The following is a 19,966-nucleotide window of genomic DNA, read 5'->3' as shown; positions in this document are numbered from 1 at the left end:
ATCCAATTAATTTTTGAATATTTATGAAATGAAAAAACTGTTCGTATTCCTGTCATTAACCCTTCTTTTTGCCAATATCATTTCTGCACAAACCACCACCGTCTGGATTATTAGACATGCTGAAAAAGATAAGTCGAACCCACAGGATACCAACCCCAATCTTTCCGACGAAGGGAAAATCCGCGCAGCAGATTTAGCAAAATACTTAAAAAAGGTAAAATTTGATGTCGCCTTTGCCACGCCAACGAAAAGAACCCACCAAACCTTAGATTCCTTGGTGATTCCAAAAGTAATCGATTATAAAGATATTAAATCGCTTGCTGATAGCATCAAGACCAACTATGTTGGTAAAACAGTGATAATAGCCGGCCATTCTAACACGGTACTCGAAATTATTGAAGCCCTTGGCGGCAAAAGACCAAAGGAAGAATTAACCGATGATGATTACGATTACATTTTTGAAGTATCGGTAAAAGAAGATAAAGCAAAGGTTAAAATGGATCAATACGGCAGGCCGCACCATTTGTAATCCAAGTGATGTGAGGTGTTACCACCTGACATTTGCCAAACTAAAGATTTAACAATTTAGTGTAAGATGATAACAGCTTACACCACGGATAAATTTTATCGTGTTGTCAGGTATTACTACCTGACAATTAGAAAGCTAAAGGCTTTAAATTTAGAGAATGTATCATAAATATAAATTGTCATCCTGAGCTTATCGAAGGACTGCCATATCACGTTGTAAAGCATTTCTACAGGCTAAACAAGACAAATCTGGAAAAACTAAGTTTATGATGCAGCCTCCACAAATAGGTTTCTCCATTCCACTGCGCTTCAGTCGAAATGACGCAACGAATTGTTATACTCCCAGCCCAATGAACTATAATTTCTCAAAAGGAATATCCATTAAATCATAACTTCTCCAACCCGAGTAATCGTAATGCCACCATTCGTTTTCCAGCACATTCATGCTGTACTTGCTCATAATCGCAATAAGAAAATCGCGGTTTTTCCTGGCCTCCAGAGATACTTTCTCAAATTTAGCAGCAGCAGCAGCCGAAAAACTATCATAGGGTGTTGGCATCACTAACTCTTTCCCTGTTTTCAAATTAATTAGTGTTAAATCTACAGCACAGCCCCTGTTATGTTTAGATCCTTTTGCCGGATTAGCCACAAAATTTTTATCGCTTGCTTTTTTATAAAATTCAACTGTAATGGTATAAGGACGGTAACCATCGAATATTTTTAAACCGTAACCTTTTTTATTTAATTCTTTTTGGATTTTCTTTAAGGCCTCTACTACGGGTTTTCGTGCAAAAGCCCTCGCCTGCTTATACATCACTTGCTGCATGAAATTATTCCTGGTAGCGTAGCGGATATCCAGCTTAATATTTGGAATGGCTTTTTTGATTTCAACCAGTTCGTTGTTAGGGTTCAACTTTACTGAAGCCAGATACTGGTTATAAGAACTTACTACATCTAGCTTTCTTGTCGCGGCGGGTTTATTTTGGGCAGCAGCAAATAAAGAAAAAGATAGAAAAAATATAAGGCAACTTACTTTCATAACGGAATTGGCTTAAGTAGATCGTCATTGCGAGGCATGAAGCAATCTTACAACGATCGCTACAGACTAAAGCATTAGGATTGCTTCGTACCTCGCAATGACGGAAATGTAATTATTGATTAGAAACCACTAACAATTCCAAATCCTTGAACGGCAAATTAAACATATCGGCCAAATCTTTATTTGTACAGTTTCCCTGGTAAATATACAGTGCTTCGCGGATACCCGGGTTGTTCCAAACCATGTTCATTAAACCTCCATATTCGCCAATATCCAACAAAATAGGCGCAAAAATATTAGTTAAGGCATAAGAAGCCGTTCTTGGCACACGCGAGGCAATATTAGGCACACAGTAATGGATCACGTCATATTTCCTGAAAACCGGATTGGTATGGTTAGTAACTTCAGAGGTTTCGAAACAGCCACCCTGATCAATACTCACATCAATTACCACCGAATGCGGTTTCATCCGCGCAACAGTTTCTTCCATCACCACGCAAGGGCTACGGCCATGACTGGCACGAATGGCGCCAATTACCACATCACAGGTAACAATGGCCTTATTTAATACTATAGGCTGCATTACTGAGGTAAATACCCTGCTACCCAAATTATTCTGTAAGCGGCGTAAACGGTAAATAGAACTGTCAAAAACCTTCACTTCGGCTCCTAAAGCCAAAGCCGTTCGTGCAGCATATTCGCCAACGGTGCCTGCACCTAAAATAACAATCTCAGTCGGCGGAACGCCAGTAAAACCGCCTAACATCAATCCTTTGCCCCCTGTTACATTGCTCAGGTACTCGGCCGCTATTAAAATAGAGGTAGATCCAACAATTTCGCTCATGGCCCGCACTACGCTCAAAATATTGCCTTCATCGCGGAGATTTTCAAAACATAAAGCATTGATTTTTTTATGCATCAAAGCTTTAAGGTAATCCTGCTTTAAAGTGCCGGTCTGCAATGAAGAAATAAGGGTTTGCCCTTTATGCATCATCTCAATTTCTTCTAACATGGGAGGTGCTATTTTCACCAGTATGTCCGCGTCGAAAACTTCTTTTTTATCGTAGGCAATTTTGGCTCCCTGCTCGGCATATTCGCTATCAGAAAAATTAGCTGCGATGCCCGCTCCCGTTTCTAAAATAACGCGGTGACCATTGTTTACCAGTAATGCTACTGATAAAGGAGTTAAGGCAATTCTATTTTCCTGGAAAGAAATTTCTTTAGGTATTCCTATGTAAAGGCTGTTTTTCTTTTTGCTGGTTTCTAACTTCGCCTCTTGTGTTTGCAACAAACCCTGACGAGCTATATCGGCCATTCCTTCGCGTAATCCTGTAGCCATGTTGAATTAATATTTTGATAGTTTTAGGTTGTTCAAGGTACGGAAAATCTGTTAATTTATTGATAACTAATTGTTATACCTTCGAAAGTTTGAATAATCTACGGTTCTCATCCAGCACGTTTATCTCCACTTTAATGTAGTTTTCAGGTAGTAATTCTGCTATCCTTTCAGGCCATTCAATTAAACAGGTACCACCTCCATAAAAATATTCTTCATAACCCAGATCATACGCTTCGCGGATATCTTTTATGCGGTAAAAATCGAAATGAAACACGGCCCCATTCGCACTTTCATATTCATTTACAATAGAATAGGTTGGGCTCGAAACTACATCGGCTATCCCTAAATGTTTGCAGAAATTTTTAATAAAAGTGGTTTTCCCGGCGCCCATGTCACCTTCAAAAATGAAGACTTTCTCACTGCCCGCAAAATCTGAAAGCTGTTGCGCCACAACAGGTAAATCGGCTAAACTATTTACTTCTATATCCATTTTAAAAGAATAAAGGCAAAAGTAATACATAATTGCATTGCTTTTGCCTTTATTTATTTTGCGATTAGTCAAGTCTGAGTTTATTGAAAACCTAACCTGTAAATTATTGAAAGTCTTTCGACAGGCTCAAGATGACAACCGATTAAATATGTAACTTATAACTTTATCCCAACGAATAAATCATCATCGGAGCAATTATACAATTAACCTTTAAAGTAAAGGCCGATAATCATTAAAGCCAACGCTATAAACAAACCATTTATCATATCAGTTTTAGCATTCGCTAAATCTTCTTTAAAGGCCAAATGGTTAGTTTTATCAATTACGGTTTTATCAACTTTCGCCTCAATATCAAGCTTTTCGCTTAAAAGTGCATATAGTTGAGTTATCGAAATATTCATGTTGTCTAAAATCTAATTAAAATTAAGAATAATGCTTAAGTTTAACAAAATATAGGCATATTTCTCTTGCAGTGATTGCTTTTGCCTTATCATTCAAACGAAACAGATCCTGAAACAATCCGATAGCCATCGGATCAAGAGGACATTCCTATTGAAAAATGACCGTTCTCATGTCTCAAATCTAGTATCTCAAATCTCTCAACTACCTCGGCGAATAAGTCACTACCGGAATAATCATTTCCTCTAGCGAAATCCCACCATGCTGAAAGGTTTCGTTGTAGTAGTTTACAAATTGATTGTAATTGTTCGGATAAACGAAATAACTATCTTCCCTTGCAAAAATATAACTGCTGCTGATATTGATCTTTGGCAACAAAGCATCATGTGGGTTTTTGATTAAAAACACCTCTTTTGCATTAAAATTAAGGTTTCTACCTTGTTTGTAGCGTAAATTAGTATTTGTACTTCTATCGCCGATTACCTTAACGGGTTTTTTAACCCGGATAGTTCCATGGTCGGTGGTAATGATCACTTTAACCTGTTTTTGAGAGATCTTTTTCAATAAATCCCATAGTGGAGAATGCTCAAACCATGATAAGGTTAACGAACGGTAAGCTGCATCATCATTGGCCAGCTCTCTGATCATCTGCATATCGGTACGGGCATGGCTCAGCATATCAACAAAGTTGAATACAATGGCGTTGAAATCATTCTGCAACAAATTATGCGTCTGATCAACCAAATCTTTTCCCTGCTCGAAAGTTAAAATCTTATTATAACTGAACTTACAGTCTTTTCTTAAGCTGCGTTTAATGTTGTCGGCCAGAAAAGCTTCTTCGTGCATATTTTTCCCACCTTCATCATCATCGTTCTGCCAAAGCTGAGGAAAACGTTTCTCCATATCCAGAGGCATCATCCCTGAGAAAATTGCATTACGGGCATATTGTGTTGCCGTTGGCAAAATACTGGTATACATATCCTCTTCATCAATTCTGAAATATTCAGAAATTAACGGATTAATAATTTTCCATTGATCGTAACGTAAATTATCAATCAGAATAAAAAACACAGGGGTGGTATCGTTAATATGCGGAAAAGCTTTTTTCTTCAACAATTCATTCGAAAGTAAAGGTGCTTTATCCTTATTCTTGATCCAGTCGAGGTAGTTTTCTTCGATAAATTTAGTAAACTGTGTATTGGCCTCCTGTTTTTGCATGGTTAAAATTTCATGCATCTGCGGATCGTCTAATTTTTCGAGTTCAAGTTCCCAGAAGACGATTTTTTTATACACATCAACCCACTCCTCGTAGTTAAGCCTGTCGCCCAGGGTCATCCCTAAACGGCGGAAATCCTGTTGATAAGCCATTGATGTTTTTTCGCTTACCAAACGTTTATTATCAATCAGTTTTTTTATGGTAAGCAATACCTGTTTAGGATTTACAGGTTTGATCAGATAGTCGTCAATTTTGCTGCCTATCGCATCTTCCATTAAATTTTCTTCCTCGCTTTTGGTGATCAAGACTACAGGAACATCGGGATTTAAGTTTTTAATAGCAGAAAGCGTTTCTATGCCACTCATTCCCGGCATATTCTCATCTAAGAAAACCAGGTCGAAATGGTCTTTTCCAAATGCCTCCAAAGCGTCGTTTCCGTTGGTAAATGTGGTTACATTATAACCTTTATCATTCAACAATAATATATGTGGTTTTAATAGGTCGATTTCGTCATCGGCCCATAATATCTTAGTTTCTTGCATGTTTTTGTAAAAATAGGTATGTATTGCCCTTTAATTTTGGCAGGTAAATCAAACTGTGAATAAAAATAGCAATTTTTGTACCGTATCTATCTATTTAACTATTTTTAACGATTGAACAAGAAGAAAATAATAAATGATCCGGTTTACGGTTTCATCAGTATTCCATCCGAATTGGTGTACGATGTAATTTCGCATCCATATTTCCAGCGTTTGCGTTACATTAAACAGTTGGGGATGACGCATTTGGTATATCCGGGTGCTTTACATACCCGTTTTCACCACGCTTTGGGCGCCATGCATTTAATGACTTTGGCCATCAATCTTTTAAAAAGTAAAGGACATACCATCACCGAAGGTGAAGAAGAAGCCGCCATTTTGGCCATTTTACTACACGATATCGGCCACGGACCATTTTCGCATGCTTTAGAACATTCTTTGGTTACGGGAATCAGGCATGAGGATATTTCAGCGAAGCTGATGAACGACCTGAATATCCATTTCGAAGGGAGATTGAGCCATGCCATTGAGATTTTTAACGGCACTTATCATAAAAAATTTCTTCATCAACTCATTTCAGGTCAGTTGGATTTAGATAGGATGGATTATTTAAATCGCGATAGCTTTTTTACGGGTGTTAGCGAAGGTGTGATTAGTTTCGACCGGATCATCAAGATGTTCAACATTCATGATGATGACTTGGTTATCGAAGAAAAAGGGATTTATTCTATTGAGAAATTTTTAATTGCCCGGAGGCTGATGTATTGGCAGGTGTATTTGCATAAAACCGTAATATCGGGTGAAATGATTCTTGTAAAATTATTGGAACGTGCGAAAGAACTGTCCTCTTCCGGGACAGAGTTATTTGCTTCGCCCTCGTTAAATCATTTCTTAAAAAACGATATCAACGAAGCCAATTTCTTTGCACAACACGAAAATCTGGAGCATTTTACCAATCTAGATGACCAGGATATTTATGCAGCAGTTAAGGTTTGGGTTAAACATCCCGATAAAATTTTGTCTACGCTGTGTAAAATGCTTACTTCAAGGAATCTTTACAAAGTAGAAATGGGCAATGAAAAAGCAAGCGATGACCGGGTGAGCTTTTTACAGGACGCAGCTGTTAATTTACTGGAGATCAAACCCGAAGAAGCAAGATATTTTGTTTTTACAGATTCCATCCAAAACCGGGCATATAACGCCGGGGTTGGAAATATCAAGATTTTGATGAAAAATAACGATATTGTAGATATTGCAAAGGCGTCAGATTTATCCAATCTGGAGTCGCTGCAGAAAACTGTAGAAAAATATATCCTCTGTTACCCCAGGGGCATTTAAGCTTATTTAACAAAATATTTAACTTTTACTGCCGTTTTAAGTCTTATTATTGTGTAAAATATACACCACTTAACCCTAGCAGGTTTTTTTGTTCATATCAATTTAACATATACCTTTGTACGATGCAATTTACTGCCACGCAGATAAGTCAGTTTTTGAACGGTTCCATTGATGGTAACCCAGATGTAGCCGTTACCGAACTTTCTAAAATAGAAGACGGGAAAGAAGGATCTTTGTCTTTTCTTTCTAACCCTAAGTACGAAAACTTTTTGTATTCTACTCAGGCGTCGGTTGTTATCGTATCAAAAGATTTCGCTCCAACACAGCCATATACCAGCACTTTAATCCGTGTTGAAAATCCATACAGTGCCTTTACCATTTTACTGGATAAATATAATGAAGCTGTAAATGCGCAAGCGGCACAATCAGGTATCGACAAGCTTGCTTTTGTTCATCCAACAGCAAAAATTGGTAAAAATGTTTTTATAGATGCCTTTGCTTACGTTGCCGAAAATGTAGAAATTGGTGATGGATGTAAAGTAAATGCACAAACTTTTATTGGTGCAAACTCTAAAATTGGCGAAAACAGCACTTTTTTCCCGGGCGTAAAAATATATCACAATTCAGTAATTGGCAAAAGGGTTACCATCCACTCCAATACCGTTATTGGTAGCGATGGCTTTGGTTTCGCGCCTCAAAAAGATGGCACTTACAATAAAATCCCTCAAATTGGGAACGTCATCATTGAAGACGATGTAGAAATTGGCGCAAATACAACAGTAGATCGTGCTACGATGGGATCAACAATTGTGAAAAAAGGAGCAAAAATCGATAACCTGATCCAGATTGCCCATAACGTAGAAATTGGCGAAAACACGGTTTTAGCCGCACAATCAGGAATTTCTGGCAGTACAAAAATTGGTCCTAACAGTGTTGTTGGCGGTCAGGTGGGTATTGCCGGCCATTTAACACTGGCCAAAGGCACACAGATTGGTGCACAGGCTGGTATCAACTTTAACATTACAGAAGAAAATAAACAATGGCATGGTAGTCCGGCGCAGCCACTGCGTAACTGGATGCGTGCCTCAGTAATTTTCAAACATCTGCCGGATGTAGAAAAAAGAATAAACGCGCTCGAAGAGGAATTGAAAAAGCTTACAGCTGAACTGGAAAAGAATACAATAAACAATGAACGTTAGACAAAAAACGATTAAACAAGAAATATCAGCATCTGGTGTAGGTTTACACACAGGCGCTAATGTTACTTTAACATTTTGCCCAGCCCCCGAAAATCATGGCTTTAAATTTCAGCGTATCGATTTAGACGGGCATCCGATTATCGAAGCCGATGCAGATAACGTAACTGATACTTCACGTGGAACAACCCTTACCCAAAACGGCGCCAGCGTAAGCACCGTAGAGCACGTAATGGCTTCTTTAGTAGGTATGGACCTTGACAACGTGCTGATCAAATTAGACGGACCAGAAACCCCGATTATGGACGGCAGCTCGATCCAGTTTGTTGATTTATTGGAAGAAGTAGGTACAGTTGAACAAAATGCTGATCGCGAATATTTTACCATCCCCCACAACATTACTTATACTGAAGAAGATAGAAAAGTAGAAATTGTGGCCATGCCGTTAGACGATTACCGTTTTACCTGCATGATCGATTATAACTCTCCTGTTTTGGGTAGTCAGCATGCTGGCATTAATACCATTGCGGAGTTTAAAAAAGAAATTGCATCCTGCCGTACTTTCTGTTTCTTACACGAATTAGAATACCAGTTATCGCACAATTTAATTAAAGGCGGCGATTTAAATAATGCCATTGTAATTGTAGATAAAGAGGTTACTAAAGACGAATTAAGCCATTTGGCTAAATTATTTAACCGCAAAGACATTGATGTTGCCCCACAGGGCATTTTAAACAACATGGAGCTGCGTTACCAAAACGAACCTGCCCGCCATAAACTCTTGGATATGATTGGCGATTTAGCTTTGGTTGGTATGCACTTAAAAGGCCACATTATGGCTGCACGCCCAGGCCATGCAGCAAACGTTGCTTTTGCAAAAAAAATTAAAGCAGCCATTAAAAAAGAGAAAAACAAAAAAATACAGAAGGTGTACGATCCAAGTGCAAAACCATTGTATGACGTGGTTCAGATCATGGATATTTTACCTCACCGTCAGCCATTTTTGTTTGTAGATAAAATATTAGAACTTTCTAAAAACCATGTGGTAGGCGTTAAAAACGTAACCATGAACGAAGAGTTTTTTAAAGGTCACTTTCCGGGCGCACCAGTTTTCCCTGGTGTAATCCAGATTGAGGCCATGGCCCAGGTTGGTGGTATTTTAGTACTAAGTACCGTTCCTGATCCGAGGAATTACTTAACGTATTTTTTAAAAATAGATAACGTACGTTTTAGAGCTCAGGTTTTACCCGGCGACACTATCGTTTTCCGTTGCGATTTACTTGAACCAATCAGAAGGGGTATTGCCCAAATGAAAGGTGTAGGTATGGTTGGCGAAAAAATCGTTGTTGAGGCCGAAATGATGGCTCAAATTTCAAAAATTAAACAAGCAGAACCCGCCCAATAATGATACAACCTTTAGCATATATACACCCTCAGGCAAAAATTGCCGAAAATGTGGTAATCGAACCCTTTGTAGTGATACATAAAGACGTTGTAATTGGCGAGGGTACGTGGATCGGATCGAACGTTACCATTATGGATGGTGCCCGTATCGGTAAAAATTGCCGCATCTTTCCTGGCGCCGTTATTTCTGGTGAGCCGCAGGACTTAAAATTTGCCGGCGAAATTACCACAGCAGAAATTGGCGACAATACCACCATCCGTGAGTGTGTTACCATTAATCGTGGTACTAAAGATAAGTGGAAAACAACTATTGGAAGCAACTGCCTTATTCAGGCTTACTCTCACATCGCGCATGATTGTGAGGTTGGCAATAACTGCATTTTCTCAAACAGCACTACTTTAGCTGGTCACATCACCATTGGCAACAATGTGGTTCTGGCTGGTTTGGTTGCGATACATCAGTTTGTTAAAGTGGGCTCTTATGCTTTTGTAACTGGTGGTTCATTGGTGCGTAAAGATGTACCACCTTATGTTAAAGCTGCCCGCGAACCGCTTTCTTATGCTGGCATTAACTCTGTTGGCTTGCGTAGAAGAGGTTTTACCAATGAGCAAATTGACGAAATACAGGAAATTTACCGTGTACTTTTTGTAAAACACAATAATGTAACCAAAGCTTTAGACATGATCGAAGCCGAATTTAAACCAACGGAAATCCGTGATGAAATTGTTGATTTTATCCGTAATTCTAACCGTGGGGTAATGAAGGGCTTTGGGATGGGGAGTTAAGCAGAAAGCTTAAAGACCAAAGCTAAAAGCTAAAATTTTGATTTTTCAATGAGTGAGTTAACGCTAATCAGAACGGATTCAGAAAATGCCGATTTTAGACAATTGGTTGCTTTGCTGGATCAGGATTTAGCCGTTAGAGATGGCGACGATCATGCTTTTTATGCGCAGTTTAATAAGGTTGATGCCATTAAAGAAGTGATTGTTGCCTACCAAGATGATGTACCAGTTGGTTGTGGTGCCATAAAACCTGTCTCTGCAACTGAAGCCGAAGTAAAAAGGATGTACGTTCATCCAGATTACCGGAAACAGGGCATAGCCGCTAAAATTGTAACCGCACTGGAAAACTGGGCAACTGAAATAGGTTTTTCTGCCACAGTGCTCGAAACAGGCAAAAAACAACCCGAAGCCATAGCGCTTTATCAAAAAATAGGTTATCAGATTACGCCAAATTATGGTCAATATATTGGCGTTGACAATAGCGTTTGCATGATTAAACCACTTAATGCCCATAACCAAACGCCAAACGCTTAAGCCAAATGAAGATCTCTTTACAGAAAGTTGGCAGAAGGTTTAACAAGGAATGGATTTTCAGGGATTTAAGCACCGAATTTTCATCAGGCAATAGCTATGCGATATTGGGACCGAATGGATCAGGTAAATCAACATTATTAAGTGTTTTAAACGGTAGCCTATCTCCTTCCGAGGGCGAAATTACATTTTCAGATACAGCAAAAATTCCTGTCGAAAATATCTATAGGCACATTAGTCTTGCTGCGCCTTATCTCGAACTGGTTGAAACCTTTACGCTAAAAGAGATCATTGATTTTCATTTTAAGTTTAAAAATTTTGCTGCTGGCCTCGATGCTAAAAAGCTGATCGGCGTATTGGGTTTAGAAAAAGCAGCAAATAAAGAAATTAAATACTTCTCATCGGGAATGAAGCAAAGAACCAAACTAGCTTTGGCCTGTTGCACCGATACACCAATTTTATTTTTAGACGAACCTACAAGCAATTTAGACGTCCAGGGAATAAATTGGTACCGCGAACTGATCGAAAATTTTGGAAAAGACCGGTTAACCATAATTGGCTCTAACCAAATACAGGAATACGACTTCTGCACAGATCATATACAAATATCAGATTATAAGTAGCTTAACCCCTATTCAGCCTACCATTTTCACACTTGCTTTGTCATACATTTGTACTAAAAATAAATTTTTAAAAAAATATTTTGCAATTAAGAAATAGTTTGTACCTTTGCACCACCAAAAAGAGAAACAATTATTTAATTTATCTCTTCCAGGAAACGATCACATTTTCCGCAGCGCGGAATTAAAAATATAGCCGTAAAAAGCAAAGAGTTTTTCATAGTTTAGTTTGAGGTTTAGGTTGATTATGCCTTTGGAGTGGTTCCCAAAGGCATTTCTTTTATACGGTGGTTTTTGTTGGTTAAGGCTCCATAAAAAAGAGCAAAACAAAAACTGAATTTCTTATCTATGCTTCCAACCAAATGAACTAATGAATCACAGATTTTGCTTTTCAAATCAGTATGCATTTTTTAACTTTGATTTTTAATCCTCAACAAAACAACATTTCATTTTAAAAATGGCAAAAGCATCAGAAATATGGACCGGAAGTGTTCTTCGTATTAACGGAGAGTTGGTATCAGTTGAAGAATACATCCACCGTACCCCAGGAAATTTAAGAGCCTTCTATCAGGCCCGTATGCGTAATATAAAAACAGGTAAGATAGTGGAATACCGGTTCCGCCCGGATGAAGAAGTTACCTTTGCCCGTGTAGAAACCAATGATTATCAATACCTTTATGAGGATGGCGATTATTTAGTGGTGATGGATAACGAAACTTTTGAGCAGCACAATATCCCTAAATTCCTTTTTGGAGATTCGATCAGGTTTTTAAATGAGAGTATGACCTTGACAGTGGCTTTTGAGAGCGACGAACCGATTATTGCCCGCCTGCCAAACAGTGTTGAGCTTATTGTAACCTATTCTGAGCCTGCAGTTAAAGGAGATACGGCCACAAGTGCGCTTAAGCAAGCAACTGTAGAAACCGGCGCCGAAATCAGAGTACCTTTATTTGTTAATGAAGGAGATAAAATCAAAATTGATACCCGTACCGGTGAGTATATGGAAAGGATAAGATAGCATAATTTAAGGTTTAAATTTTCTTAAACCCTAAGCCTTATGCCTTAAACCTTTATAGGTTTTTATTAAAATAATTTTACCTTTGCCGTCACGAAAAACTAAAATAAACCCCCAATTTGGGATAACACAATATGGCAAAAGCATCAGAAATTAAAACAGGCAACATCCTTCGTATCAATAACGAACTGGTTACTGTTGACGAATGGAATCACCGTACGCCAGGAAAAGGTGGCGCATTTTACACGGGTAAATTCCGTAACATTAAATCAGGCAGAATTGTTGAGGCACGTATGAATACCGACGAGGCTGTAGAAATATGCCGTGTAGAAACCAGCGATTACCAATATTTATATGAAGAAGGTGATTATTTGGTAGTAATGGACAATAACAGCTACGAGCAATTTAATGTTGAAAAAGCTTTATTTGGTTCGGCTATTAAATTCTTAAAAGAAGGCATGAACATCATCGTTTCTATGGAAAGCGACGAAGCCATTATGGCCCAGTTGCCTAACTTTGCAGAATTCGAAATTACTTATTCGGAGCCTGCTGTTAAAGGCGATACTTCTACCAATGCATTAAAAGCAGCAACATTAGAAAATGGTGTTGAGGTTAAAGTACCGATGTTCGTAAACCAAGGTGATAAAATTAAAATTGATACCCGTACCGGCGATTATGTTGAGCGTGTAAAATAATTTAAATAAAATATCTGAAGCCCCTAAAATTAATTTTAGGGGCTTTTTTGTTTATAGATTTACATTAAGAGATAAAATAATTTTCTAAGACTTTTATATTGCCATGATATAATTGTTAGAAAATTTGCATGATGAGCTGGTCGGGAACAGCAGTCCCGTTATTTGTTTCAATCTTTTTAAACAACACGCTGTCATGCTGAGGCACGAAGCATCTGCAGCCTATGAAACAGATGCTTCGTGCCTCAGCATGACAACACATTCAGGGTTACTGCAATTAAAAGGTATTTCCACTTCTTTTAAGACCTATAAGGTTTTTGAAACCTTATAGGTTTGTAAAATATTTATCTTTGTTATTATGCTAAAAGCCGCAATCAGAAAGCAAACGCTAAAAGAGAGGTTGTTATTAAACGACTCAACATACCAAGAGTTAAACAAATCGCTTTTAAAACAGTTTAAAACACTCGATTTTAGCCAAATTAAAACCCTGCATATCTTTTTACCCATTACCGAAAAAAAAGAGCCGAATACTTTTTTACTGATCGAATGGCTGAACAAAACCCATTCTGAAATTAAAATCATTGTACCTAAGGCAGATTTCGAAACGGCTTTAATGACCCACCACGAATATCTGGGCGAAGAAGACCTGCAAAAAAACCTCTACAACATTTTGGAGCCACAAAAAGGAAACCTGCACGAAGGCGAAATAGACATGGTCATTATTCCACTGTTAGCCTTTGATGAACAGGGTTACCGCGTAGGTTATGGCAAAGGTTTTTATGATCGTTTTCTCCAGAATATAAATGCTCAGAAAATAGGTTTATCTTTGCATCCTGCAATTGAAAAAATCGATGATGTAAATGAACACGACATCAAATTAGATTTTTGCATAACACCAACAGAAATTATAAAATTTTAAGCTTACCGGCATGCCACAGGAAATCGTTATCAAAACCGAAAAACAATACGAAGACAACATGATTGCGGTATTCGAATTACAGGAGAAAGAAGAGTTAACCCCTGAAGACCTGAAACAGATAGAGTTGATGCTGAAAGCTGGCGAGAAATACGAAGCGGAATATTTGTAAGAGGTTCATTAGTTCAGTGTCCATTGGTTCATTAGTTTGGGTGCTTCATAAAAAAGTCTTATCCATCTACGATTTTTCGACATCTCGACTGGAACGTATTGGATTGGAGAGATCTAAGTCAAATTACGCTCGAGATAGATTTTGCTTCGCAGAGCCTTCGGGTTCTCGGCTACGTTGCACTCCGCTCGAAATGACGACACAAGTAAAATACTCCGTATTTTCCGCGCATCCATGGCTCACTTTAAGAAATGCGCCCCTTCACGAAATCACTCACCAAATAAGCAATTAATTTGGATGTAAGCTTACTCACCCTGCCATCCAGCATCCTTGTGGCACCTTCACAAATGTGCAGGTAAGAAAATTTGTTAGCGTGTGTTAAAATTATTTTTCTTATATCATTAACCGCAAACCCAGACGGCGTTTCGGCACTCGAAAGTACATTTTGTATGCAATCCAGATCGATTTCTAAACCAGCAGTTGGTCCTAAATCCTTAATAAGATCATTATAATCCGCCCCGGTTAAAATATCTTCAAAAAATACAGCCTTTAGTTTGGGGTTGTTTTCAATCTGGGTCAAAATCGCCTCGTTATTGTAATTCTGATGCAGGCCATACATAAAATAATGATCAAGGTAATTTTCTTTCAGGGCATAAGAAAATCCGTTTCCGCTATGCCTGCCTTCTAATTCTCTTAAATCGGCATGTGCATCAATGTTTAACACATCAATCGGGGTTTTATTTGCTAAAGAAGTTCCTTTGATGATTGGATAGGCATTATTGTGCCCACCACCAATTACAATTGGGATTTTGCCTGCAGCTACAACTTTTTCAATGACCGGATAAAGCAATTCATCAATTTCTGCTACTTTATTCCTTAAAGCTTTAATAGAAGAATCTTCAGGTTCAGTAATTTCAAAGTGTCCCAAAACCAGGATTTCTTCGCCATTTAAAAAGCGGTTACTTTGGATATTCAGAAAAGCCGTTAAACTTGTGCGCCATGCCGATGCCGCACCCGCAATACCAGCGTTTGCCCTTACCCCGATATCTTCAGGGATACCCAGCAATACAAATTTTGAATTGTTCGCTTTTAAACCTTCTATCGAGATTGCTTCTTGCTGGTAGGTATTAACCCTTTGGCCAAGCTTGGTTTCGCCATCACGATGGATAATCAAATGCTCAATGTCGCTTTGCGAATATATTTTAAGGTTATCCATGATAAATCTCACCGTTTAAAATCACCGTATCAACCTGGCTTTCGCCAAAACTGTATGGCAAATAGGCTATTGAGGGCATTGGTTTTGTGATAAATAAATTTGCCTTTTTTCCAATGGCAATACTTCCATAATTTTCGCTGATCTCCATTGCTGCCGCACCGTTTAAAGTAGCTGCATTGATGGCCTGCTCTGGAAACATTTTCATTTTAATACAGCCCAGCGACACCACAAAATTCATATTCCCTGAAGGTGTTGATCCCGGATTATAATCGGTAGCCAAAGCCACAGGCAAATTGGCTTTAATAAAGCTTTTAGCATCTGCAAATGGAATACCTAAGTAAAACGAACAAGAAGGTAGTAATGTTACAATGGTATCGGCGTTTCTTAACGTTTCGATGGTTGATTCATTACTTTCTTCTAAATGATCGACAGAAATGGCTTTATTTTTAACCGCCACCTCAATAGCACCCGAAACGGAAAGCTGGTTAGCGTGTATTTTTGGTTTCAACCCATATTTTGCTCCTGCTTTGAGTATCTGATCGGTTTCTTCGACAGAGAAAAATCCTTTTTCGCAGAAAACATCAATATAGTCGGCCAGGTTTTCTGCAGCAACAAGCGGCAACATCTCATTGATAATCAAACTGATATAACCCTGGTGATCATTTTTAAATTCGGTAGGAAAGGCATGGGCAGCCAGAAAAGTCGCCTTTATTGGGATCGGAAACTGATCTTTTAACCTGCGGATTACCCGGAGCATTTTGATTTCACTTTCAATGGTTAAGCCATAACCACTTTTTATTTCAACCGCTCCTGTCCCTTGAAGAATCATCTGTTTTAACCTAATTGAAGCACTTTCAAACAATTCATCTTCTGTTGCTTTTTGAAGTTTATTGGCTGAATTTAAAATCCCCCCACCTGCCGCGGCAATTTCTTCATAACTTTTGCCCTGTATTTTCATGGCAAACTCCTCTTCACGTGAGGCCGCAAAAACAATATGGGTATGGCTGTCGCACCAGGATGGAAAAACATAGCGGCCGTCGGCCGAGATTTGAGATGGGTGATTTGAGATGTGAGAAGGGATTGAACTCATCTCGCCAAAATCTTTGATCAAACCATTTTCTACTAAAAGCCAGGCATTTTCAAGCAAAGGTAAAAGATCGAGTTCGCTGCCGCGTAACACTAACTTATCTTTAGGGTGCAGGCCTACCAGGCCTTTTATATTGGTGATTAGCATTTATTTGGCTGTTTAATTGTTGAAGCTGTATAAATTGGTTAATCGAAAATTGGGCTCAGTTAACCGATTTAAACAATTAACCAGTTAACCTAAAAACTATTCGATTTCTAAAAGAACCGGACAATGATCTGAATGTATGGCATCGGGTAAAATCCTTACATTTTTTAAGCGGCTTTCCATTGGTCTTGTAACCAGGTGGTAATCGATACGCCAACCCAGGTTCTTTCCCCTCGATCCGGCACGGTAGCTCCACCAGGTATAATGATGCGGATCTTTATTAAAATGGCGGAAAGTATCAATGAAACCATTATCCAAAAATAATTGCATCCACTCCCGTTCTTCGGGTAAAAACCCTGATGAATTGGCATTCGATTTTGGATTGTGAATGTCAATAGCGGTGTGGCAGATGTTATAATCGCCACTTACGATCAAATTTGGGATCTCTTTACGCAATTCTCCAATATACGTATCAAAAAATCGCATAAATTCGTACTTTTTCACCTGCCTTTCATCGCCGCTAGATCCGGATGGCATATATAAGCTCATTAAGGAGAAATTATCAAAATCAGCCCTTAAAATCCTTCCCTCTTTATCGATCCATTCTTCACCACAGCCAAATTCTACATGATTGGGTTTAATTTTTGATAAGATGGCTACCCCGCTATATCCTTTTTTCTCTGCCGGGAACCAATAATGGTGATACCCCAACTGCTCAATCAGTGCAATAATTTCAAGGATTTGTGAAGGCAAGGCCTTTACTTCCTGCAAACAGACCATATCAGCATCTGTAGCTTGTAACCAGCCAAAAAAGTTTTTGGTACTTGCCGCCCTAATCCCGTTTACGTTATAGGAAATAATCTTCATCCAGTAAATTTCAATTGTTGTGGGCGGTAAATTTAGAAATTAATTGAATAAATGCTTAGTAATTGAGAATTGCTTTCGTTAAATTTGTTTATGAGCATCGAGGAGTTAAAAATAGAGATTGCAAAAAAAGTGTTCGAAACGGATGATGAAAATCTTTTATCAGAGCTGGACATGCTTTTAAACTACAATGAAAAGGTTGTGTTGGAAGAATTGCCTAAACACGTTCAAGAGGGAATTAAAAGAGGACTACAACAAGCTAAAGAGGGCAAGCTAATTCCTTATGACGAAGTTAAAAAAAGACTTTCTGAAAAATGGCATTAACCGTTTCTTTTTCAGAAGAAGCATACGAAACACTGCTTGGAATTGGGATTTTTATTGAAGAAACCTGGGGATATTACCACGCTGACAAATTTATCCAAACCGTTTATAAAAAAATCGATTTGATTGCCATATTACCCTTTATCTATGAACCCATTTTATTAAATGGCCAGGTAAGAAAAGGTGTAATTTCAAAACATACTTCTTTTTATTATCAGGTCTATCAAGAAGAGATTAGAATTCTTTTCTTTTTCGACAATAGGCAAGAACCTCTGATTACATAACCCTCTTATCTTTTAGTGTAGTCTGCAATAGCTGTTTCTCCATTTTTTTTGCAGCTCTTCTTTTTAGAACGGTAACTTCCATTTTCACATCCTGTTTTGGGCGATTGTTTTTATCGGTTGCCAGAACTGCTATTTTATCTACCATATCCAGGCCAACTACAATTTCGCCGTAAACTGTATAATTTCGATCTAAATGCGGAGCACCTCCTATTGTTTTATAAACCTCACGCTGCCATTCAGGGATTTTAAATTTTAAACGTTTTTCTTCTACACTGTTTAACTGCTGATCGGTAAAAACCTTACCCTGAACCAGGTAAAACTGACTACCGCTTGATGCTTTGGCCGGATTTACATCATCACCTTCGCGTGCAGCCGCTAAAACACCCTTTTTATGAAACAAACTATCATTAAATTCTGCCGGAATGGTATATTTTGGTCCGCCATTACCCAGCAATGAGTCTGGTTTGGCATTTCTTGAATCCGGATCGCCACCCTGGATCATAAAATCTTTAATCACCCGATGAAATAAAAGATCATTGTAATACCCTTTTTTAACCAATTTCAAAAAGTTATCGCGGTGTAGTGGCGTTTGATTGTAAAGTTTAATAATACATTCGCCGAATTCGGTTTTAATGCGGACATATTGATTTTTAGGTTTCGCAGCAAAGGCAGAAAGGACTGAAAAAGCGCACAGGAACAATAATATTTTCTTCATTTAATTGGTGTTTGAGGCTAAAATAAGCTAAAAAATGAAATTCAATAAATAAATCCACGCATTATTCGATAATTTTTGCTTTACCTTTGTATTAATGAAGTTAAAACAAAAAATAGCACTTTCTTTGGCTGTATTCTATGCAGTTAGTGTTATGGGTTTGGCTTTAAGTCTCCATTTTTGTGGAGGCAAACTAGAAAACGTTAAACTTTTTAGCAATGAGGTTTCATGCAAATTCTGCAAAGATATTGCTGCTGAAAAAAAGGATGACGGTTGCTGCAAAAATACTCAGGTAACAGTTAAAGTAAAAGATAGTCACCAAACAGAGGCACAAGTACAAATGCCTAAATTATTTTCTATCCAGCTTTTTCTTCATCCTCCGGTTTTAGAATTTCTAAGCAACATCAGTCCAAAGTTTTTTAGTAAAATTTCGAACAAAGCACCGCCATTGTCCTCGCGGATTGCTTTGCATATTTTCAATTGCATTTTTAGGAATTAGAATTTAAACATCAGCTCGTTAATGCGAATTTCTTGCATTTATACGGGCTCAATGTCACATTTTCTTAAATTCTAATTCAAAAAAATCATGAAAGCAATAAAAATTTTCAGCATCATCATGCTATTCTTTGCCGTTAATGTTTCGGCACAACAAATATCCACTGCAGATTTACAGGTAACAGGTTTAACTTGTTCTATGTGCTCAAACGCAACACAAAAATCTTTAGAAACCCTGGGCTTTATCAGTAGCGTTAAACCTGATTTAAACAAAAACATATTTGTTTTAACCTTTAAAAAAGACGCGAATGTTAATCTTGATCTGGTTCGTAAAAAAGTTCAGGATGCAGGTTTTTCAGTGGGCGGCTTAACTGCAAACTTCAATTTTAATGATGTTAAGGTAGATGATAAAGGCCAGGCTGTTGTTGATGGCAATGTGTACCGTTTTGTAAATGTGAAAGGTAAAACGCTAAGCGGAACTGTTAAGGCCAGCGTAGTGGATAAAGATTTCATATCTGGTTCTGCATTTAAAAAACAGGCTGCAACGGCTAATTCTGATGCTTATGCAAATGGCACAGGGGTTGTAAACGGCAAAAAAACCCGTATTTACCATTTAGTTCTTTCATAAG

Annotated in this window: 24 protein-coding genes; 15 read left to right on the top strand and 9 right to left on the bottom strand. The window is 38.2% G+C overall.

Going from position 1 to position 19,966, the window contains the following annotated elements:
• The first annotated feature begins 28 nt into the window (after positions 1-28).
• On the top strand, positions 29-529 hold the full coding sequence (locus U859_RS0101840) for a phosphoglycerate mutase family protein (protein ID WP_025141740.1): 501 nt from the start codon (positions 29-31) through the stop codon (positions 527-529).
• Between the two features lie 354 nt (positions 530-883).
• On the opposite strand, the gene U859_RS0101835 is transcribed toward U859_RS0101840, so the two are convergent.
• From U859_RS0101835 to U859_RS0101815, 5 genes are all read right to left on the bottom strand, one after another.
• Positions 884-1,567 (bottom strand): M15 family metallopeptidase, encoded by a 684-nt coding sequence (locus U859_RS0101835; protein WP_025141739.1) that lies wholly within the window; start codon positions 1,565-1,567, stop codon positions 884-886.
• 112 nt (positions 1,568-1,679) lie between these two features.
• Positions 1,680-2,906, bottom strand: a complete 1,227-nt coding sequence (locus tag U859_RS0101830; protein ID WP_025141738.1) for an alanine dehydrogenase — start codon at positions 2,904-2,906, stop codon at positions 1,680-1,682.
• Between the two features lie 73 nt (positions 2,907-2,979).
• On the bottom strand, positions 2,980-3,396 hold the full coding sequence (gene tsaE / locus U859_RS0101825) for a tRNA (adenosine(37)-N6)-threonylcarbamoyltransferase complex ATPase subunit type 1 TsaE (RefSeq protein WP_025141737.1): 417 nt from the start codon (positions 3,394-3,396) through the stop codon (positions 2,980-2,982).
• A gap of 203 nt (positions 3,397-3,599) precedes the next feature.
• Positions 3,600-3,797 (bottom strand): hypothetical protein, encoded by a 198-nt coding sequence (locus U859_RS0101820; protein WP_025141736.1) that lies wholly within the window; start codon positions 3,795-3,797, stop codon positions 3,600-3,602.
• A gap of 202 nt (positions 3,798-3,999) precedes the next feature.
• Complete coding sequence (locus tag U859_RS0101815) at positions 4,000-5,553, bottom strand: PglZ domain-containing protein (protein WP_025141735.1); 1,554 nt, start codon at positions 5,551-5,553, stop codon at positions 4,000-4,002.
• Between the two features lie 111 nt (positions 5,554-5,664).
• Here U859_RS0101815 and U859_RS0101810 point away from each other — a divergent pair, with 111 nt between their 5' ends.
• From U859_RS0101810 to U859_RS31900, 10 genes are all read left to right on the top strand, one after another.
• Complete coding sequence (locus tag U859_RS0101810) at positions 5,665-6,888, top strand: HD domain-containing protein (protein ID WP_025141734.1); 1,224 nt, start codon at positions 5,665-5,667, stop codon at positions 6,886-6,888.
• Positions 6,889-7,010: 122 nt separating this feature from the next.
• Positions 7,011-8,087, top strand: coding sequence for a UDP-3-O-(3-hydroxymyristoyl)glucosamine N-acyltransferase (gene lpxD / locus U859_RS0101805; RefSeq protein WP_025141733.1), 1,077 nt, complete (start codon positions 7,011-7,013; stop codon positions 8,085-8,087).
• Entirely contained in the window at positions 8,077-9,489 is a 1,413-nt protein-coding gene (locus U859_RS0101800; protein WP_025141732.1) for a bifunctional UDP-3-O-[3-hydroxymyristoyl] N-acetylglucosamine deacetylase/3-hydroxyacyl-ACP dehydratase, read from the top strand. Before lpxD ends, U859_RS0101800 begins: the two co-directional genes overlap by 11 nt.
• The gene (lpxA, locus tag U859_RS0101795; protein ID WP_025141731.1) at positions 9,489-10,274 is read left to right on the top strand and encodes an acyl-ACP--UDP-N-acetylglucosamine O-acyltransferase; all 786 of its coding nucleotides are present in this window, start codon (positions 9,489-9,491) and stop codon (positions 10,272-10,274) included. Before U859_RS0101800 ends, lpxA begins: the two co-directional genes overlap by 1 nt.
• Positions 10,275-10,322: 48 nt before the next feature.
• Positions 10,323-10,805 (top strand): GNAT family N-acetyltransferase, encoded by a 483-nt coding sequence (locus U859_RS0101790; protein ID WP_025141730.1) that lies wholly within the window; start codon positions 10,323-10,325, stop codon positions 10,803-10,805.
• 5 nt (positions 10,806-10,810) lie between these two features.
• Complete coding sequence (locus U859_RS0101785) at positions 10,811-11,425, top strand: ATP-binding cassette domain-containing protein (RefSeq protein WP_025141729.1); 615 nt, start codon at positions 10,811-10,813, stop codon at positions 11,423-11,425.
• Positions 11,426-11,879: 454 nt separating this feature from the next.
• Entirely contained in the window at positions 11,880-12,440 is a 561-nt protein-coding gene (gene efp, locus U859_RS0101775) for an elongation factor P (RefSeq protein ID WP_025141728.1), read from the top strand.
• A 131-nt stretch (positions 12,441-12,571) separates the two neighbouring features.
• Positions 12,572-13,132, top strand: a complete 561-nt coding sequence (gene efp, locus U859_RS0101770) for an elongation factor P (RefSeq protein ID WP_025141727.1) — start codon at positions 12,572-12,574, stop codon at positions 13,130-13,132.
• Between the two features lie 355 nt (positions 13,133-13,487).
• The gene (locus U859_RS0101760) at positions 13,488-14,048 is read left to right on the top strand and encodes a 5-formyltetrahydrofolate cyclo-ligase (RefSeq protein ID WP_025141726.1); all 561 of its coding nucleotides are present in this window, start codon (positions 13,488-13,490) and stop codon (positions 14,046-14,048) included.
• Positions 14,049-14,058: 10 nt separating this feature from the next.
• Positions 14,059-14,217 carry a hypothetical protein gene (locus U859_RS31900; RefSeq protein ID WP_162799836.1) on the top strand — a complete coding sequence of 53 codons (159 nt, stop codon included), beginning with the start codon at positions 14,059-14,061 and terminating at the stop codon, positions 14,215-14,217.
• 241 nt (positions 14,218-14,458) lie between these two features.
• Here the strand turns inward: U859_RS31900 and U859_RS0101750 are convergent, their stop codons facing one another.
• The 3 genes from U859_RS0101750 to U859_RS0101740 form a co-directional block, all read right to left on the bottom strand.
• Positions 14,459-15,430 (bottom strand): formimidoylglutamase, encoded by a 972-nt coding sequence (locus U859_RS0101750; RefSeq protein ID WP_025141725.1) that lies wholly within the window; start codon positions 15,428-15,430, stop codon positions 14,459-14,461.
• On the bottom strand, positions 15,423-16,664 hold the full coding sequence (gene hutI / locus U859_RS0101745; RefSeq protein ID WP_025141724.1) for an imidazolonepropionase: 1,242 nt from the start codon (positions 16,662-16,664) through the stop codon (positions 15,423-15,425). Before hutI ends, U859_RS0101750 begins: the two co-directional genes overlap by 8 nt.
• A gap of 96 nt (positions 16,665-16,760) precedes the next feature.
• The gene (locus U859_RS0101740; protein WP_025141723.1) at positions 16,761-17,528 is read right to left on the bottom strand and encodes an exodeoxyribonuclease III; all 768 of its coding nucleotides are present in this window, start codon (positions 17,526-17,528) and stop codon (positions 16,761-16,763) included.
• Between the two features lie 90 nt (positions 17,529-17,618).
• On the opposite strand from U859_RS0101740, the gene U859_RS0101735 reads away from it, so the two are divergent.
• Both U859_RS0101735 and U859_RS0101730 read left to right on the top strand, forming a co-directional pair.
• Positions 17,619-17,849, top strand: a complete 231-nt coding sequence (locus U859_RS0101735; RefSeq protein WP_025141722.1) for a hypothetical protein — start codon at positions 17,619-17,621, stop codon at positions 17,847-17,849.
• Complete coding sequence (locus tag U859_RS0101730) at positions 17,840-18,130, top strand: type II toxin-antitoxin system RelE/ParE family toxin (protein ID WP_025141721.1); 291 nt, start codon at positions 17,840-17,842, stop codon at positions 18,128-18,130. Before U859_RS0101735 ends, U859_RS0101730 begins: the two co-directional genes overlap by 10 nt.
• On the opposite strand, the gene U859_RS0101725 is transcribed toward U859_RS0101730, so the two are convergent.
• Positions 18,123-18,845, bottom strand: a complete 723-nt coding sequence (locus U859_RS0101725) for a peptidylprolyl isomerase (RefSeq protein ID WP_025141720.1) — start codon at positions 18,843-18,845, stop codon at positions 18,123-18,125. The genes U859_RS0101730 and U859_RS0101725 overlap by 8 nt on opposite strands.
• Positions 18,846-18,939: 94 nt before the next feature.
• On the opposite strand from U859_RS0101725, the gene U859_RS0101720 reads away from it, so the two are divergent.
• Positions 18,940-19,341, top strand: coding sequence for an HYC_CC_PP family protein (locus tag U859_RS0101720; RefSeq protein WP_025141719.1), 402 nt, complete (start codon positions 18,940-18,942; stop codon positions 19,339-19,341).
• An 87-nt stretch (positions 19,342-19,428) separates the two neighbouring features.
• Entirely contained in the window at positions 19,429-19,965 is a 537-nt protein-coding gene (locus tag U859_RS30840; RefSeq protein ID WP_025141718.1) for a heavy-metal-associated domain-containing protein, read from the top strand.
• Position 19,966 lies beyond the last annotated feature (1 nt).

The sequence above is a fragment of the Pedobacter jeongneungensis genome, from assembly GCF_000633455.1.
GTDB classification, from domain to species: domain Bacteria; phylum Bacteroidota; class Bacteroidia; order Sphingobacteriales; family Sphingobacteriaceae; genus Pedobacter; species Pedobacter jeongneungensis_A.
This window is presented reverse-complemented; position numbering and strand designations above follow the sequence as displayed.

Coding starts and splice junctions, on each gene's coding strand:
- efp (WP_025141728.1), top strand. CDS start 11,880: ATGGCAAAAGCATCAGAAATATGGACCGGAAGTGTTCTTCGTATTAAC.
- lpxD (WP_025141733.1), top strand. CDS start 7,011: ATGCAATTTACTGCCACGCAGATAAGTCAGTTTTTGAACGGTTCCATT.
- U859_RS0101730 (WP_025141721.1), top strand. CDS start 17,840: ATGGCATTAACCGTTTCTTTTTCAGAAGAAGCATACGAAACACTGCTT.
- U859_RS0101750 (WP_025141725.1), bottom strand. CDS start 15,430: ATGGATAACCTTAAAATATATTCGCAAAGCGACATTGAGCATTTGATT.
- U859_RS0101725 (WP_025141720.1), bottom strand. CDS start 18,845: ATGAAGAAAATATTATTGTTCCTGTGCGCTTTTTCAGTCCTTTCTGCC.
- U859_RS0101800 (WP_025141732.1), top strand. CDS start 8,077: ATGAACGTTAGACAAAAAACGATTAAACAAGAAATATCAGCATCTGGT.
- U859_RS31900 (WP_162799836.1), top strand. CDS start 14,059: ATGCCACAGGAAATCGTTATCAAAACCGAAAAACAATACGAAGACAAC.
- tsaE (WP_025141737.1), bottom strand. CDS start 3,396: ATGGATATAGAAGTAAATAGTTTAGCCGATTTACCTGTTGTGGCGCAA.
- U859_RS0101785 (WP_025141729.1), top strand. CDS start 10,811: ATGAAGATCTCTTTACAGAAAGTTGGCAGAAGGTTTAACAAGGAATGG.
- efp (WP_025141727.1), top strand. CDS start 12,572: ATGGCAAAAGCATCAGAAATTAAAACAGGCAACATCCTTCGTATCAAT.
- hutI (WP_025141724.1), bottom strand. CDS start 16,664: ATGCTAATCACCAATATAAAAGGCCTGGTAGGCCTGCACCCTAAAGAT.
- U859_RS0101840 (WP_025141740.1), top strand. CDS start 29: ATGAAAAAACTGTTCGTATTCCTGTCATTAACCCTTCTTTTTGCCAAT.
- U859_RS0101740 (WP_025141723.1), bottom strand. CDS start 17,528: ATGAAGATTATTTCCTATAACGTAAACGGGATTAGGGCGGCAAGTACC.
- U859_RS30840 (WP_025141718.1), top strand. CDS start 19,429: ATGAAAGCAATAAAAATTTTCAGCATCATCATGCTATTCTTTGCCGTT.
- U859_RS0101835 (WP_025141739.1), bottom strand. CDS start 1,567: ATGAAAGTAAGTTGCCTTATATTTTTTCTATCTTTTTCTTTATTTGCT.
- U859_RS0101760 (WP_025141726.1), top strand. CDS start 13,488: ATGCTAAAAGCCGCAATCAGAAAGCAAACGCTAAAAGAGAGGTTGTTA.
- U859_RS0101735 (WP_025141722.1), top strand. CDS start 17,619: ATGAGCATCGAGGAGTTAAAAATAGAGATTGCAAAAAAAGTGTTCGAA.
- U859_RS0101830 (WP_025141738.1), bottom strand. CDS start 2,906: ATGGCTACAGGATTACGCGAAGGAATGGCCGATATAGCTCGTCAGGGT.
- U859_RS0101820 (WP_025141736.1), bottom strand. CDS start 3,797: ATGAATATTTCGATAACTCAACTATATGCACTTTTAAGCGAAAAGCTT.
- lpxA (WP_025141731.1), top strand. CDS start 9,489: ATGATACAACCTTTAGCATATATACACCCTCAGGCAAAAATTGCCGAA.
- U859_RS0101720 (WP_025141719.1), top strand. CDS start 18,940: ATGAAGTTAAAACAAAAAATAGCACTTTCTTTGGCTGTATTCTATGCA.
- U859_RS0101815 (WP_025141735.1), bottom strand. CDS start 5,553: ATGCAAGAAACTAAGATATTATGGGCCGATGACGAAATCGACCTATTA.
- U859_RS0101790 (WP_025141730.1), top strand. CDS start 10,323: ATGAGTGAGTTAACGCTAATCAGAACGGATTCAGAAAATGCCGATTTT.